At 39.1% G+C, this 16,040-nt stretch carries 14 protein-coding genes; 2 read left to right on the plus strand and 12 right to left on the minus strand.

What is annotated here, in order from left to right:
- Nucleotides 1-197 precede the first annotated feature (197 nt).
- From IJ535_RS13585 to IJ535_RS13615, 7 genes are all read right to left on the minus strand, one after another.
- Nucleotides 198-464 (minus strand): hypothetical protein, encoded by a 267-nt coding sequence (locus tag IJ535_RS13585; protein ID WP_294303896.1) that lies wholly within the window; start codon nt 462-464, stop codon nt 198-200.
- Nucleotides 465-522: 58 nt separating this feature from the next.
- Nucleotides 523-1,224 carry an ABC transporter ATP-binding protein gene (locus IJ535_RS13590; RefSeq protein WP_294294670.1) on the minus strand — a complete coding sequence of 234 codons (702 nt, stop codon included), beginning with the start codon at nt 1,222-1,224 and terminating at the stop codon, nt 523-525.
- A 113-nt stretch (nt 1,225-1,337) separates the two neighbouring features.
- Nucleotides 1,338-2,723 (minus strand): NADPH-dependent glutamate synthase, encoded by a 1,386-nt coding sequence (gltA, locus tag IJ535_RS13595; RefSeq protein WP_294303898.1) that lies wholly within the window; start codon nt 2,721-2,723, stop codon nt 1,338-1,340.
- Complete coding sequence (locus tag IJ535_RS13600) at nt 2,723-3,613, minus strand: sulfide/dihydroorotate dehydrogenase-like FAD/NAD-binding protein (RefSeq protein WP_294303900.1); 891 nt, start codon at nt 3,611-3,613, stop codon at nt 2,723-2,725. Before IJ535_RS13600 ends, gltA begins: the two co-directional genes overlap by 1 nt.
- A gap of 132 nt (nt 3,614-3,745) precedes the next feature.
- On the minus strand, nt 3,746-4,702 hold the full coding sequence (locus IJ535_RS13605; protein ID WP_294303920.1) for a TIGR03943 family putative permease subunit: 957 nt from the start codon (nt 4,700-4,702) through the stop codon (nt 3,746-3,748).
- A 14-nt stretch (nt 4,703-4,716) separates the two neighbouring features.
- On the minus strand, nt 4,717-5,856 hold the full coding sequence (locus IJ535_RS13610) for a GTP-binding protein (RefSeq protein WP_294303922.1): 1,140 nt from the start codon (nt 5,854-5,856) through the stop codon (nt 4,717-4,719).
- Between the two features lie 128 nt (nt 5,857-5,984).
- Nucleotides 5,985-7,550, minus strand: coding sequence for an ABC-F family ATP-binding cassette domain-containing protein (locus tag IJ535_RS13615; protein WP_294303923.1), 1,566 nt, complete (start codon nt 7,548-7,550; stop codon nt 5,985-5,987).
- A gap of 168 nt (nt 7,551-7,718) precedes the next feature.
- Here IJ535_RS13615 and IJ535_RS13620 point away from each other — a divergent pair, with 168 nt between their 5' ends.
- Complete coding sequence (locus IJ535_RS13620; RefSeq protein ID WP_294303936.1) at nt 7,719-9,611, plus strand: EAL domain-containing protein; 1,893 nt, start codon at nt 7,719-7,721, stop codon at nt 9,609-9,611.
- Between the two features lie 21 nt (nt 9,612-9,632).
- Here IJ535_RS13620 and IJ535_RS13625 read toward each other — a convergent pair whose 3' ends face one another.
- The 3 genes from IJ535_RS13625 to IJ535_RS13635 all read right to left on the minus strand — a co-directional run bounded on the left by IJ535_RS13625 (nt 9,633) and on the right by IJ535_RS13635 (nt 12,987).
- The gene (locus IJ535_RS13625) at nt 9,633-10,091 is read right to left on the minus strand and encodes a low molecular weight protein-tyrosine-phosphatase (RefSeq protein WP_294303938.1); all 459 of its coding nucleotides are present in this window, start codon (nt 10,089-10,091) and stop codon (nt 9,633-9,635) included.
- 24 nt (nt 10,092-10,115) lie between these two features.
- Nucleotides 10,116-11,651, minus strand: a complete 1,536-nt coding sequence (locus tag IJ535_RS13630; protein ID WP_294303943.1) for a hypothetical protein — start codon at nt 11,649-11,651, stop codon at nt 10,116-10,118.
- A gap of 94 nt (nt 11,652-11,745) precedes the next feature.
- The gene (locus IJ535_RS13635; protein WP_294303947.1) at nt 11,746-12,987 is read right to left on the minus strand and encodes a Y-family DNA polymerase; all 1,242 of its coding nucleotides are present in this window, start codon (nt 12,985-12,987) and stop codon (nt 11,746-11,748) included.
- Between the two features lie 103 nt (nt 12,988-13,090).
- Between IJ535_RS13635 and IJ535_RS13640 the strand changes: the two genes are divergently transcribed.
- Complete coding sequence (locus tag IJ535_RS13640; protein ID WP_294303949.1) at nt 13,091-13,990, plus strand: TIGR01212 family radical SAM protein; 900 nt, start codon at nt 13,091-13,093, stop codon at nt 13,988-13,990.
- Here the strand turns inward: IJ535_RS13640 and IJ535_RS13645 are convergent.
- Both IJ535_RS13645 and IJ535_RS13650 read right to left on the minus strand, forming a co-directional pair.
- On the minus strand, nt 13,980-14,939 hold the full coding sequence (locus tag IJ535_RS13645) for a Gfo/Idh/MocA family protein (RefSeq protein ID WP_294303951.1): 960 nt from the start codon (nt 14,937-14,939) through the stop codon (nt 13,980-13,982). The genes IJ535_RS13640 and IJ535_RS13645 overlap by 11 nt on opposite strands.
- Before the next feature lie 56 nt (nt 14,940-14,995).
- The gene (locus IJ535_RS13650) at nt 14,996-16,039 is read right to left on the minus strand and encodes a pyridoxal phosphate-dependent aminotransferase (RefSeq protein WP_294303952.1); all 1,044 of its coding nucleotides are present in this window, start codon (nt 16,037-16,039) and stop codon (nt 14,996-14,998) included.
- Between the last annotated feature and the right edge of the window lies 1 nt (nt 16,040).

Below are 16,040 nucleotides of genomic sequence, written 5' to 3' on the forward strand. Positions count from 1 at the left end.
AGTTTCTTTAAATGTTTTGGTTTCATATGCGACCTCCTTGCAATCAAGATTCCCTTAATTACAAGGGCCGCTTTCGCTTCTTTGCTTGAGTTCAAAGCGAAAGCGGCCGCACATCTGAAACACCTTGTCAACCCCTTTATCACAAAATAAAAAGACCCCTATACCATTTCTGGTATAGAGATCCTTTGGCTGCCATCTTAACTTAATGACATTGGCTCTACAGCCCTTGCTTTTATATTATTTCCCAGATAATTTATATCTTCATCTTCAAGCCCTAATGTAGAAACTAATCGAAAATCAAAAAATTCCTTGTCCTTTAAATAATCGTGCATAGATGTGCGCATAGCAGGATCTGTTACCTTTAATCCTGCAAAAAATCCCACGCCAAGAGCAATGATTAATAGCAATGCTAAAAATCTGCCAAAGGTATCTTTAATTTCTCTTAATAATGAAACCAACAGCATACATATCACCTATAAACAAGGAATACCAATTTGAAACTATGTTCTAAAATAATTACATTTACCAAATTATCTCATCAACGCTCTTAGGATTCTCGTTTAGCTTAATGCTTGAAACTGTTCCAGATTTTACGGTTATCACTCTATCAGCCATTGCCGTCAAGGCATGATTGTGGGTAATTACAACTACTGTTTTATGATTCTTCTTGCAGGTTTCCTGCAATAGCTTAAGCACCGCTCGTCCTGTTTCATCATCAAGGGCTCCTGTAGGCTCATCACACAAAAGTAGCTTAGGATTTTTTGCCAAAGCTCTTGCTATAGCAACTCTTTGTTGCTCGCCACCTGATAGCTGAGCAGGAAAATTATTCATTCTATCCTTTAAACCCACAGAAGTAAGTATTTCCTCTGCTCCAATAGGATCCTTGCAAATCTGAGCTGCCAATTCCACATTTTCCTTAGCAGTAAGATTTCCCACCAGATTATAAAACTGAAATACAAAGCCTACATCATAACGCCTATAGCTGGTTAGTTCCCTAGGACTATAGCCTGATATGTCTCTATCAGCAAGATATACTCCACCAGCTGTAAGGGTATCCATACCACCTAGAATATTAAGTATTGTAGTCTTGCCTGCCCCTGAGGCTCCTACAATAATACAAAATTCCCCCTCTTCTATCTCAAAATTAACATCCTTCAATGCTTCAATTTTTATATCACCAGTCTTATAGGTTTTGCCTACATTCTTAAATTCAACAAATGCCATAGGTAATACCTCCATCGCAAAACTTAAGGATTGTAAAGCAAATATATCATGAATTTGTGACATAAATAAGAAAATCCACCCTAAATAAGGTGGATTTTCTAACCAATAACATTTTATTTATTCTTGAAATATTCATCGATGGCTGCAGCTGCTGTCTTTCCAGCACCCATAGCCAGGATAACTGTTGCGGCACCTGTTACCGCATCACCACCAGCGTAAACGCCAGCCTTTGTTGTTGCGCCATCCTCTGTTGCAATAAGGCAGCCCTTCTTGTTTGTCTCAAGTCCTGCTGTTGTGCTTGAGATAAGTGGGTTTGGTGATGTACCAAGTGACATGATTACTGTATCACATTCAATTTCATATTCTGAACCTGGGATTTCAACTGGTCTGCGTCTGCCTGAAGCATCTGGCTCGCCCAGTTCCATCTTAATAATCTTACAGCCCTTAACTGAACCTTCCTCGTTAACAAGAATTTCAACAGGGTTCTGAAGAAGATCAAAGATAACGCCCTCTTCCTTAGCATGATGTACTTCTTCTGCTCTTGCAGGCAGCTCAGCCTCTGAACGACGATATACTACGTGAACCTCTGCCCCAAGACGAAGTGCTGTACGTGCAGCATCCATAGCAACGTTACCACCACCAACAACTACTACCTTCTTGCCGCGGGCAATTGGTGTGTCATAGCCTTCCTTGAATGCCTTCATAAGATTGTTTCTTGTAAGGAATTCGTTTGCTGAGAACACGCCGTTAGCCTGCTCACCAGGAATATGCATAAACATTGGAAGTCCTGCACCTGAACCAATAAATACTGCCTCAAAGCCTTCCTTTTCAATAAGCTCATCAATTGTAATTGAGCGGCCAATGATTACGTTCTTTTCAAACTTAACACCAAGGGCCTTTACGTTTTCAACCTCGGCCTTAACTACCTTATCCTTAGGAAGACGGAACTCTGGGATACCATAAACAAGTACACCGCCCATCTCATGAAGAGCTTCAAATACTGTAACATCATATCCAGCCTTTGCAAGGTCTCCTGCTGCTGTAAGACCAGAAGGGCCTGAACCAATAACAGCTACCTTGTGGCCATTAGGAGTAGATGTATTCTTAGGCTTGATTCCATTTTCTCTAGCCCAGTCAGCTACAAATCTCTCTAGCTTACCAATAGCTACAGCCTCGCCCTTGATACCACGGATACATTTACCTTCGCACTGAGATTCCTGTGGACAAACACGTCCGCAAACTGCTGGAAGTGCTGATGACTCAGATATAATCTCGTAAGCCTTTTCAAAATTGCGTTCCTTAACCTGCTCAATAAATGCAGGGATATTAATAGAAACCGGGCAACCGCCTACGCACATTGGCTTTTTACAATTAAGACAACGGCTTGCCTCAGCAACTGCCTCTTCTTCTGTATATCCTAAACATACCTCTTCAAAGTTTGTAGCACGAACCTTAGGGTCCTGCTCTGAAATAGGTACTCTAACCATCATATCTGCCATTATTTGTCACCTCCGCAATTTCCGCATCCGCCGTGGTGTGTATCGCCCTCCTGAAGCTTCAGAAGTGCTCTACCTTCCTCTGTCTTGTACTGCTTGCTACGAGCCATAGCCTGATCAAAATCAACTAGGTGTCCGTCAAACTCTGGTCCATCAACACAAGCAAACTTAACCTCATCGCCAACAACAAGACGGCAAGCTCCACACATACCAGTTCCATCAACCATGATTGGGTTCATAGAAACTACTGTAGGAATGCCAAGATCCTTTGTAAGTAAGCATACAAATTTCATCATAATCATAGGACCAATTGCTACGCAGTGATCAAATCTCTTGCCTTCATCCCATAAAGCCTGAAGCTGCTGACAACCATTTCCATGGAATCCGTAGCTTCCATCATCTGTTGCAAGATAAAGATTAGTTGCTACAGCCTTCATTTCCTCTTCGTAGAAAAGGATGTCCTTTGTACGTGCACCAATGATAACTGTTGAATCAATGCCATGTTCCTTAAGCCATTTAACCTGAGGATATACTGGCGCTGTACCAACACCACCTGCTATGAAAACGATGTTCTTCTTTTTAGTCTCTTCAAGATTCTCTTCTAAGCAAAGCTCTGATGGCTGACCAAGTGGTCCAACAAAATCATCAAATGCATCCCCCTCATTAAGAAGTGCCATACGCTCTGTAGATGCACCAACAGTCTGAAATACTATTGTAACTGTACCCTCGGCTCTATCGTAATCACAAATAGTAAGTGGAATACGCTCGCCCTCTTCGTCGATTTTTACAATAATAAACTGTCCTGGCAAACATCCTGCAGCAACGCGAGGTGCCTTGACAACCATTAGGAAAATCTTATCTGAAAGCTTTTCCTTTTTTAAGATTGAATACATAAATTAGACTCCTTCCCTATCATCCTTTAATCAGGTATTATATCTTTTTACTTTAGCATTGTAAAGTGTTAAATTAACCAAATACTAATAAATAGCCTCTAGTTTATTTACTAGAGGCTATTTTAAAGACTTTTAACTAAAATATACTAACTCATCCTCAGGCTTTTCAGTAGGTTCTACACTAATTGGATAAAGAACTGGCCCCTTACCCTTATATTCCTTAGCGAACTCAACCTTTATCTGAGCTGTAATATCAATCCAGCTTCTATGCTCTAATGATGATGCCTTGTCCCATTTACATTTCATACCAAGGAACTGAATATCCTCTACGCAACATGTCATAGCAAATCTTCCTGGAACAAATACATCACGGCGAAGCTTTCCATCGTTAGGATTGTAAACAAGGCCAGTGAAATGAACCTTCTTACCATCATACTTCTTAGGTGTCTCCATACAATCCATAAACCAAAGAGCATAATCAGCATCTGTAATCTCTATCACATCTGCATTAATATCAAATGGAAGCTCCTCTGGAGAATCATCAACAGTACCATCTGCTCTCTCATATACAATCTGAGCTGGTCTGTTCATAGATTTAATCTGACCGCGGAACTTAGTCTTTGGTGTGTCATCTGTACATCTGTTAAAAATAACTACCTCTGCCTTAAACAGCTGTTCCATCATCATGGTACGCATATTGTTAAGGTAATTCTCAAATGTGGTAGCATCAACAGTTGCTAAAGACTGAGCTGGTACCCAACCTTCTGGAAGCTGTTCATCATATATGTGATCCACACCCCAGGTACCGTTGTACTCAAGGAAGATAACATCTGGGTCATATTCCTTCTGAAGCTTGTTAAGGTTCTCTAGATTGAAATCCTCTTCGTTTTCAATCATTGTAACCTTAGCATTAACTGTCTTAAGCTTTTCAATGTCGTATTCAACATCTCCATCCTCACATGCAATAATGAGGATTTTATCATCACCGCCCTGGGTGAAATCATTTTCAAACAAAGTCTCCTGGATAAGGGTAGTTTTTCCACTATCCATAAATCCAGTAAAGACGTAAACTGGTATATCCTTTGCCATAAAAAACCTCTAAATTATAATCCGAAAATCTCTTCAATCTTGTGCTCGTCAATATCAGCACCGATAACTACAAGACGTCCTGTGTAATCTGGCTCGCCACTTCTTAATTCATACTCGCCATCAACGAAGTCGAAGTAAATCCATCCACCGTTAACATCCTCAACCATACCCTTTGAACGGATGATTGTTCCATAATCGTTTGTGTTAGCAAATGCCTTCATAGCATTTTCGATAGTAGACTTCTCGAACTTGTGAGGTGTCTCCTTGCCCCATGTAGTAAATACATCATCTGCATGATGGTGATGATGATGCTCATGGTCGTGATCATGACAACCGCATGTGCAATTCTCGCCATGCTCATGATGATGTTCGTGATCGTGTTCCTCATGGTCATGATCGTGATGATGCTCGTGCTCATGCTCCTCGTGGTCATGATCGTGATGATGCTCGTGCTCATGCTCCTCGTGGTCATGATTATGATGATGCTCGTGCTCATGTTCCTCTTCTTCATGCTCATGGGCTTCTTCTGCAAGATGCTTCATCTCTGATGCAAGATTGTCCTGTCCCTCCATAACTGAGAGAAGCTTTTCACCTGTGATTTCATCCCAAGGTGTTGTAATAATAGCAGCCTTTGGATTAAGCTTCTGAATCTGCTTAACGCAGAACTCAAGCTGATCCTCAGTAGCTGTCTGTGAACGTGATAATACTACTGTTGTAGCAAACTCAATCTGGTTGTTGAAGAACTCACCAAAGGCCTTCATCTGCTTAGAAGCCTTAAGAGCATTAACGACTGTAACAAGACCAGTAAGCTTAACATCAGCTGATTCCTCAAGCTTGATAACTGATGTCATAACATCTGAAAGCTTACCAACACCTGATGGCTCAATAAGAATTCTGTCTGGGCTGAATTTCTCAAGAACCTCGTGAAGATTCTTATCAAAATCTCCAACAAGTGAGCAACAAATACATCCTGAGTTCATTTCTGAAATAGTAATACCAGCATCCTTAAGGAAACCGCCATCGATACCTACCTCACCAAATTCGTTTTCAATAAGAACTACCTTCTCACCCTTGTATGCTTCCTCAAGCATCTTCTTAATGTAAGTAGTCTTACCTGCACCTAAAAAACCTGAAATTATATCAATCTTTGTCATAATGTAACCTTCCTTCCAAAGAAAAATTTATTATCTAAACAACACTTAATTTTAGCACACTATTATAAAAAGTGCTATATTAATAGTGTATATATTGTGTACAATTTAATTTGTCTTTTAATGCATTTTTATAATACTTTTGTAGTCCATTGACTAACATCCCACACATCTGTTGCAAGACCTTCATAAAACTCTGGCTCATGACAAACCATGAGGATAGAGCCATTATATTCCTTAAGGGCGCGCTTTAGCTCATCCTTTGCATCCACATCCAAGTGGTTAGTAGGCTCGTCAAGAAGAAGTAAATTAGTCTCACGATTAAGTAGCTTGCAAAGTCTAACCTTAGCCTGCTCTCCACCTGATAATACGCGGCATAGGCTTTCAATGTGTTTTGTTGTAAGGCCGCACTTTGCAAGAGCAGCACGTACTTCGCTTTGGTTGTAAGAAGGGAACTCATTCCATATCTCTTCAATACATGTAGTTGAAATATGCTGATCCATCTCCTGCTCAAAATATCCTATTTCAAGGAACTCTCCCTGATATACTGTGCCTGAAATTGGTGGAATCAAACCTAAAATACTCTTAAGCAGTGTTGTCTTTCCAATACCATTTGCTCCTGTAAGAACCACTTTCTGCTTTCTTTGCATCTCCAGGTTAAGCGGCTTTGATAAAGGCTCATCCTTATCATATCCAATTACCAAATCCTTTGTTGAGAAAATCACTCTACTTGGTGTTCTCGCTTCCTTAAAATAAAATTCCGGCTTTGGCTTTTCAGCAGCAAGCTCAATCTTATCCATCTTATCAAGCTTCTTCTGACGAGACATTGCCATATTACGAGTAGCCACATTTGCTTTATTTCTGGCAACAAAATCCTTAAGCTCGGCAATCTCCTTCTGCTGCTTGTTATATGCAGCCTCCAGCTGAGCCTGCTTCATAGCATATACTTCCTGGAACTTATCATAATCTCCCACGTATCGCTCCAGCTTCTTGTTATCCATGTGATAAATCAGATTAATAACAGAATTCAAAAATGGCACATCATGGGAAATAAGAATGAAGGCATTTTCATAATCATTAAGATATCTTTTAAGCCATTCAATATGTTCCACATCCAAATAGTTAGTAGGCTCATCCAAAAGCAGTATGTCAGGCTTTTCAAGGAGCAGCTTCGCCATCAGCACCTTGGTACGCTGTCCACCTGATAGCTCAGTAACATCTCTGTCAAGGCCAAGGTCAAGTACTCCAAGTGCTCTTGCAACCTCTTCCACCTTAGAATCTATCATGTAAAAATCATGCATTGTAAGAAGGTCTGCAATAGTTCCAGCCTCCTCCATGCGCTTGTTCATTTCATTATCATCAGTAACATCACCAAGGCTTGCATAGATATCGTTCATCTCTGTTTCCATCTCATATAGGAAATCAAAGGCTGAACGAAGCACATCACCGATAGTCATTCCCTTTTCAAGGACTGTGTGCTGGTCAAGATAGCCAACACGCACCTTCTTAGACCACTCTATCTTACCTTCGTCTGGCTGAAGCTTTCCTGTGATAATATTCATAAAAGTAGATTTACCTTCACCGTTAGCTCCAACAAGCCCAATGTGCTCTCCCTTAAGTAATCTAAAGGAAACATCTTCAAAAATCGCTCTATCACCAAATCCATGGGATAAATGCTCAACATTTAAAATACTCATACTATTAATCCATTTCTATATTCAAACTTCGCCCTATTTTAACAGATAATCAGTGGCGCTAACAAGCTTTATTTCTAGGACACAAATTGTTCATTGGAAAAGACTGTTCCACTCAAATAAAATAAGAGTGAAAGGTTTGTTTATTACATCATTTTTAGGAGACTAAATATGTGGGATTACAGCTTTGCCATACCTAGCCTTATGATACTAGGCCTATTAATGTCAAATTATTTTTTACTTAAGCGTCTTCCGCTTAGGGTTGATAGATATTTCGTAGATTTATTAATTATTGAAGCTATAGTCATTTCTTCTAATATTATTTCCAGCTGGGCATGTGAAGAATATAGAGATTTACCTAGAACTATTGTTATATTGACAAACATGGTATTCTTCATTTTCTTTGCAATCCAAGGGCAAGCCTTCTTTGCCTTTACCTGCAGTTTTTTGGGACTAGACCCTAGTGAAAATAAATTTAGAACCTTTCTATGCCAACTTCCGCTAATATTCAATGAACTTGTTATTATTTCATCCCCATGGACCAAAGCCATATATAGTGTAGATGAAACTGGCTATCATCGTGGAAAATACTATATGTTAATTGTATTTATATTTTTCTTCTATATATTATTTAGTGCTTATGTTTCCATAGTTTATCGAAAAAATATAAAACGACGTCGCGAATTATATGGAATTGCCATATATCTTGTATTGCTATGCATTGGCCTAACTTGCAGAACCTTTATACCACAATTTCTTTTGATGGATACATTTTGTATCATGGCAATTTTGACAATCAATCTTGTGTTTATGAATCCTGATTTTTATATCGATATAAGAACCAGGCTCTTTAATACAGAAGGGCTTAGAATGTATTTAAATGAAATGAATTCTAAAAAACACTTTGTGATTGCCGCATTTATTATAAACCATTATGAAGAGGTTGTAGAAATATATGGACGAAAACAAATGGATAACGGTATCGGCTTAATTGGTTCTTATTTAAAGAAGACTTTTCCTGATTTACTTTTATTCTATTATCGCTCCGGCAGGTTCATTATAATTGCAAAACCTGATGTGGACATGGATGATATTTTAACAGATATCGAAAATAGATTTAGTGAGCCTTGGACATCTGATGATACTGAGCTTTACTTAAACGTAAGCTTTACAAAAATTGATTGCAACTGCACCAGATACTCTACAGATGCAATCTTAAACGTGTTAGCCAATTCCTTAGAGTTTGTCAGCAACACAGAAAATGAAACATACATAATAAGCGAAACTCAATTTGATGCAAGCGAGGAATCCACCACTATAAAAAGATGCTTAGAAAAATCCATCGAAAGCAATTCTGTAGAAATATTCCTACAGCCTATTGTGGATGCCCATACATATGAGCTTGTTGGCGCAGAAAGTCTATGCAGAATCAGAGATTATGAAGGAAACATCATTCCTCCTGGCAAGTTTATATCCATTGCCGAAAGTAATGGTAGAATTAATCAGTTAGGTGAGCAGGTATTTGAAAACACCTGTAAGTTTATCAGTGAAAACAGCCTATCTTCCTTTAATATGAAGTGGATTAACGTAAACCTTTCCACTGCCCAGTTTATGAAGAACGACTTAGCCCATACCTTTGAAGCTTTTACTAAGAAATACAATGTAAATCCATCTGAAATACATTTAGAGATTACAGAAGCCGCTATTATTGATGAATCCATTATGAAAAGCCAGATTCAGGAAATTCAAAAGATTGGCTTTGTATTCGCATTAGATGATTACGGCACAGGATATTCAAACGCCAGCCGCCTAAAGCATTTCCCATTCATCAATGTAAAGATAGATATGAGTCTTGTTTGGGATTACTGTGCTGCACCTGACCAGATGCTTCCAATGTTAATTGAAACACTAAAAAGCAACGGTTACAGCATCACAGCCGAAGGAATAGAAACCCTTGAAATGGCAAAAGCCATGACCGAAATCGGTTGCGATTATCTACAAGGCTGGTACTTCTCAAAGCCAATACCACCAGATGAATTTATAGCAAAATACAAGAAAAGCTAGCGTTTTGCTAGCTTTTCTTAGTTAAATATCATATCCTAAATGCTTTAATAATCCATTACAACCATTTACTACATCTTCATAGCAAACATCGAACTTTCTTGTGTACCATGGATCATCAATATCCCTAGGCCTATCAGTAAAATCTAACAATCTATAGATTTTGCCTTCCCTGTCCTCGCCAAATTCATACCTAAGGTCACGCATATTTTCTGCATCCATCCCGATGATATAGTCAAAATCCCTATACTCATCCTTTCTAATATGTCGCGCCCCATATCCACTGCAATCTATCCCCTTGCTATTTAGCAGCTGCCTAACTGGTGGATACACTGGATTTCCAATTTCTTCGTAGGTCATAGCAGCACAATCTATATAAAACTCCTCCGCTATTCCTTTCTTTTCAACCATATCCTGCATAACGTACTTAGCCATTGGTGAGCGACAGATTGAACCATGGCAAACAAATAAAATTCTTGTCATTGTGAAATCCCCTTGTTTTTTTTGCTATTTTGTAAATGATGACATGAAGTTCCAAGCCACCTCACAGGTGTGTTCTCTACATTCATGTACCTGATTATCCACACTTCCAAAGGCTGTACGGCACACTCCATCTTTGCTGTCATAATAATTGACAGTAAGCACACCACCAGTAGATGGATCCTTAAACTTCTCTACCCTGTCACCTGGTATACCGTAGATTTTATCTTCCCAGTTGTCTTTATCTGAAAAATCCACATCAAAATTAATCTTTAGCTTATTAACCGATGCTGCATATTGAATACGCTCTAAAGATTCATTTGCCTGAAATGGCAATTCTGGAAGTGGACTCTTTACACCTCCGGCATAAAAGATTGGAACTGACACTGATGTGTTCATGCCTGGGTCACCAAGTGATTTGCCAAATGGATTATCCTTTACTGGAAACAGTGCGCTCTGTGGAGCCACTGCAGCAAATACATTTGGATATTCCTGAAACATATCCCAAGTCTTTGCACTTCCCATAGAAAATCCTGTGGCATAAATTCTCTTCTCATCTATGTTGTATCGCTTCTTAAGACCTTCAATAATCTGTATAGCCTTGGTAGGTGTTACATTCTGATGATTTTCGATTGCAACAAACAAAAAGTTATGCTTATGGCAAACCTCCCACCAGCCTGAAACGTATGTTAAAAATAATGCGGAATCACCGCCACCATGAAATCCTATTACAAGAGGCGCTGGTCCTTTGTCAAATATGCCTTTATTGTAGTAGGCAAAATAACCATCTCCAGGCTCTGCCACCATACCTATTTCATTAAAGTCTGGCTCGATTTCCACCTTGCCACACCACATTTTATATTTCCAGATAAAGCTCTTAAAATCTGCAACATAATCAGCCTTATCCTTAATCATCACATGCTCACATGACTCAAAAGCCTCGTTAACTTCTAAAGAATTCCCTACACTTATAATAGCAATATCCTTACGCCTTACATCAGGTACAACTGAAAGACCTTCCATAGAAATCATTATCGGTGTAATCTCACCTGGTCCCCAAAGATATTCCCCATCAATTGTCTGTATAAGATTCTTAGCACAATAATCAGCAGATTTGCCAAAGCTAAAAATATCTGCTCTGTAAATAGCACCGCGGATATAATATCCCCTAAACTGCTTGTTTGGAAAATCGTAGTATTCTACAATTCCATCTTCGTATCTAGGGTCAATTCTAGTATTGGCAATAAGCTCTTTGTAAAGGCTAACATCTGCATTATCCCAACCGCCATTGCAAGTAGGATATACAAATAACACACTTGAATCGTATGAAGCTGCAATATCGGCTAATCCTGATTCCTTAGCAAAAGCAATTGCCTCTTCCTCTGTCTTTTTAGTTTCCTCAAAAACAATTAACATTGGAGCCTTAAATCCGTAGTTAAGCACTGTTCCATCTATATCTGTTTTTGGAACGTAAGCCTTTAGATAGAAGTGCTCATATTCATGCTCCCAAAACTTTCCTCCATCAGTAAGCTTTCTAACTGTTGGTCTAATCATTATTCCCATGTCTAATTCCCCCTTTATTTGATGGTGTAATCTTACTATTTCAAAGAGGAATTAAACACCTGTATTCTTTAGAAAAAACCTTGAAAAATTATTGCTATTTTTCTCTATTGTCTTCCATTTCTGCCTTATGACGCCTGTTAATATTTTTGCTGGTATCAATGGTGCTGGCTCTTTGGACAGAAGCATTTCCAAATTTACCCCTGATGGAATCCAGTGCCCCATCCAACGCCTTTCTTTTTTCCTTATTTTCATCTGCAAATAAGCTCATTTGTTCAAAGCCATCTCTATCTATATCAGTAACAGAAAGCCCTATAAGTCTAAGGGGCTCTCCTTGCCAGCTTTCCCTCATAAGCCTTTTGGCAGTTTGATATATAACCTCTGTAACATCTGTAGCATCACTTAGCTTAGTTTGATGTGATTTATTAACAAAATCAAGATTCCTGAAGGTAACCCCGACACACCTGCATTTACCATTATCTGCCCTCATTCTGGCAGCCACCACATCAGCCTGAGCCAAAAGCAATCTGTTAATAGATTCCAAATCTACCAAATCATCCTCTACCGTTGTCTCGGCTGAATATCCCTTAGCATCCTCAGGCTCATCCACAACAGGCGAGTCGTCATACCCATTAGCATAGTTATGAAAATGCACTGCCGCCCTTTCGCCAAGAACCAGTGCCAGCTGATTTACAGGAGTTGCTGCAAGCTCACCTATTGTTTTTATATTAAGGCTCTTTAACCTGGCTGTAGTAGATTTGCCACATGAAAAAAGCTCACCTACAGGAAGAGGCCACATTTTCTTAGGTATTTCATCTAAAAATAATGTATGAACCTTATTAGGCTTTTCGAAATCTGATGCCATCTTAGCGCAAAGCTTGTTAGGACCTATTCCAACATTTACAGTAAATCCAAGCTCCTTATAAATCCTATCCTTTATTTCATGAGCTGTGGCAATAGGGTCTGGATAAATCAGATGCATGCCTGACATATCAAGGAACACTTCGTCAATTGAAAAGGATTGCATACAAGGAGTATATTCCTGACAAATTGCCTTAAAAGCTCTGGAGCATTTCACGTACCACTTAAAGTTGGAACCAGCGATAACCAGATTAGGGCATTTTCTTAGGGCTGCACTAACTGGCTCCCCTGTTACTATTCCGTACTTTTTGGCAGGAATAGATTTGGCTGCAACTATGCCTCGCCTTGATTTTGGATCACCACCAACTATAGATGGAACCTCACGCAAATCAGGCCCGCCGTTTTTAAGCATCTCAACAGCCGACCAGGAAACAAAAGCACTATTAACATCTACGTGAAAAATCAATCTATCTGACATAAAATAACCTCTTAATATATAATACAACATATTTAGGCAAATGCAAACAAACGTTTTCCTGTCGACTATTGAAAAATAAGCCAATGGACTATATTATCTTAGTATGAATTACATTAGTTTATCCGATTATCTAAAAAGTAAATATGGAACAAAAGTGTACAAGCTTTCTCTTTCAACAGGCTGCACATGCCCTAATAGGGATGGAACTATTTCTTATGGTGGCTGCATATTCTGCTCCGAGGGTGGCTCTGGGGATTTTGCCGCTACAGGCATGGATTTAGATGAACAGATTGCCTATGCCCGTGAAAAAGTCGATGCTAAAATACCAGCTAAGATTCCAGCAAACGAACGAAAATATATAGCATATTTCCAGTCCTTTACTAACACCTATGGGGATGAAGCATATCTTATGGATTTGTTTAAACGAGTGCTTGATTATCCAGAGATTGTAGGTCTTTCCATTGGAACCAGACCAGATTGCCTGTCTGATGAAATGATTGATTTTTTGGGGAATCTAAATAAGGATAAGGAATTCTGGGTGGAGCTTGGCCTTCAGACTATTCATGAAAGTACTGCAAAGCTAATTAATCGTGGTTATGAACTGCCTGTTTTTGAGGATGCATATAAAAGGCTTACTAATGCTGGGCTTAAGGTGGTAGTCCATGTAATTTTAGGCCTACCTGGGGAATCAGATGACGACATTATTGAAACAGTAAAATATTTAGCAAAGCTTAATCCTACTTTATTTGGAATCAAGCTACAGCTTCTTCACGTGCTTAAGGGCACAAAGCTGGCTGAGATGTATGAAGAAAATCCATTTCGTATATACGAATTAGATGAATACTGTGAAATTGTAGGCCGCTGCCTAATGGCTCTTCCTAAAGAAACTATTATTCACCGGCTTACTGGCGACGGACCAAAAAAGCTCCTCATTGCCCCTCTTTGGAGTGGCAACAAGAAGCTTGTAATGAACACAATGCGAAGCTATATTGCTAAGCTGTAGCCAAGTCAATAATCTTCGCCACCATCTTACTATATCCTAAAATCTTTTCCATCAAAGAAGTGTCCTTCTCTTCAATGGCACGCTTAAATTCAGCAAATTCAAAGTACAGGCGATTACTTCCATCTGAAAGAGACACTTCTTTTGTATCAGTATCTGCATCATTGAAAAGTACATCATACTCAGTCATCCCATTTACATGAGGATAAATACAAACTGTACCATCCACCCCCTGAATAGTGCTTGGTCCTGGAGCATTACAATCCTTTGTAGCCATGCAGATGCACTTAAAGCTGCCATAATCTGCAAGCAAAGCTCCACTTGTATCAATGCCTCGCTCCATATTTGCACTGTATATCACCTGTTCAGGCATTCCAAACAATCCCACCATTGCAGAAATATTATATACATTCAAATCCCTAAGGCATCCCCCTGCATGGTCAGGTGAAAACACAGCCGGTGCCTCACCGCCTTCATGGAAAGCCTTATATCTTCTGGACATCTGACTATAATTGAAGTTACAAAACTTCACATCACCCACAAGCTTTACATCTTGCTGCAGCTGTTTATAAGCTGGCATATGATATATACTCATAGCTTCAAATATCATCACACCATTTTCCTTAGCCTTCTTCTCAAGCTCTTCCACCTCAGCTAAAGTAACACACATAGGCTTCTCGCATATCACATGCTTTTTAGCCTGAAGTGCCTTCACAGCGTAATCATAATGCATATCATTAAGCAGCCCAATATATATCACATCTACATCACTTGAAAGTAGCTTATCATAATCTGTAAAAACCTGATTCAAATGAAATTTACTTGCCAAAGCATTAAGCTTGTCCTCACTTGCCTTTCTTCCGCAAATATAAATCTCATCAAAACCAATCTCATCAATAAATGTAAGTATCTCTTGAACGATAACTCCATTTCCAACTATTCCAAGTTTCATAATGCTATTCTCCTTCTATTTTCTAACACACTACAGCAGCGCTGCCACAAGTTGTCTTACTCATTCAGAATATTCTCCAATGCTGAAATCAATCCATTATTCTCATTGTGTAATTTGATTGCAACTCTATAATAGCCTTCCTCAAGCCCTACGTAATCTGAGCAATCTCTTATCATGATATTATACTCAAGTAATCTTTCTGCCAAATCCCTTTTTTTTGTTTTAAACAGGATGTAATTAGCCTCCGTAGGATAAACCTCAAAGCCTAAAGCTGTGAGCTCCTCACTCAAATATTTTCGCTCTGCGTTTAGGATTTTTACTGAATCTTCTACATAATCCATGTGCTTAAGACATTCTGCCCCTGCCATTTGGGCAAAGATAGATAGATTCCATTCAGGCAAATGAGCCTTAATGCCTTCTGCAAGAATTTTGCGTGAGCAGATGGCGTAACCTAGTCTAACTCCAGGAATAGCAAAGGTCTTTGTAAATGCCCTAAGGACAACAAGTGATTTATACTTTCTGATGTTGTAAGCTAATGAAAGTTCCTTTTCCTTGCCTGTAAGTGTAAGGAAACACTCATCAACTACCACTGTACAAGAAATGCTTTCGCAGGTTTCAATTATTCGCTCAAGCAAATCCTTATCAATTAATAGCCCATTAGGATTGTTAGGATTTGTAAGAAACAGTACCCTAGGCTTTTCTGTTTCGATGGCATCTAATATGCCTCCTGTCAGTTTAAAATCATCGCTTTCCTTTAGCTGATAATAAACCACATCACATTTTGGGCAGGCTCCCTGTAAGCAGTATTCGTATCCTGAAAAACAGGGAACTACAAGCATAGCCTTTTTAGGAAGCAGGGCATGGCATATAGCCATTATGATTTCAGATGCGCCATTTCCATATACCACAACATCATTTATTACATTAAACATCTTAGCTGTTTCTGTAACTAAGCTTTCGTGAACAATGTCAGGATATCTTCCTGCGTGTAAAGCTGCTTCAGTAAGAACCCACTGTACCTCTGATGGAACCCCCAGTGGATTAGTGTTTACTGAAAAATCGAAATGAATACTGTTTCTGTAAATATCACCGCCGTGCATG

The sequence above is a fragment of the Pseudobutyrivibrio sp. genome, assembly GCF_017471675.1.
Lineage (GTDB): Bacteria > Bacillota > Clostridia > Lachnospirales > Lachnospiraceae > Pseudobutyrivibrio.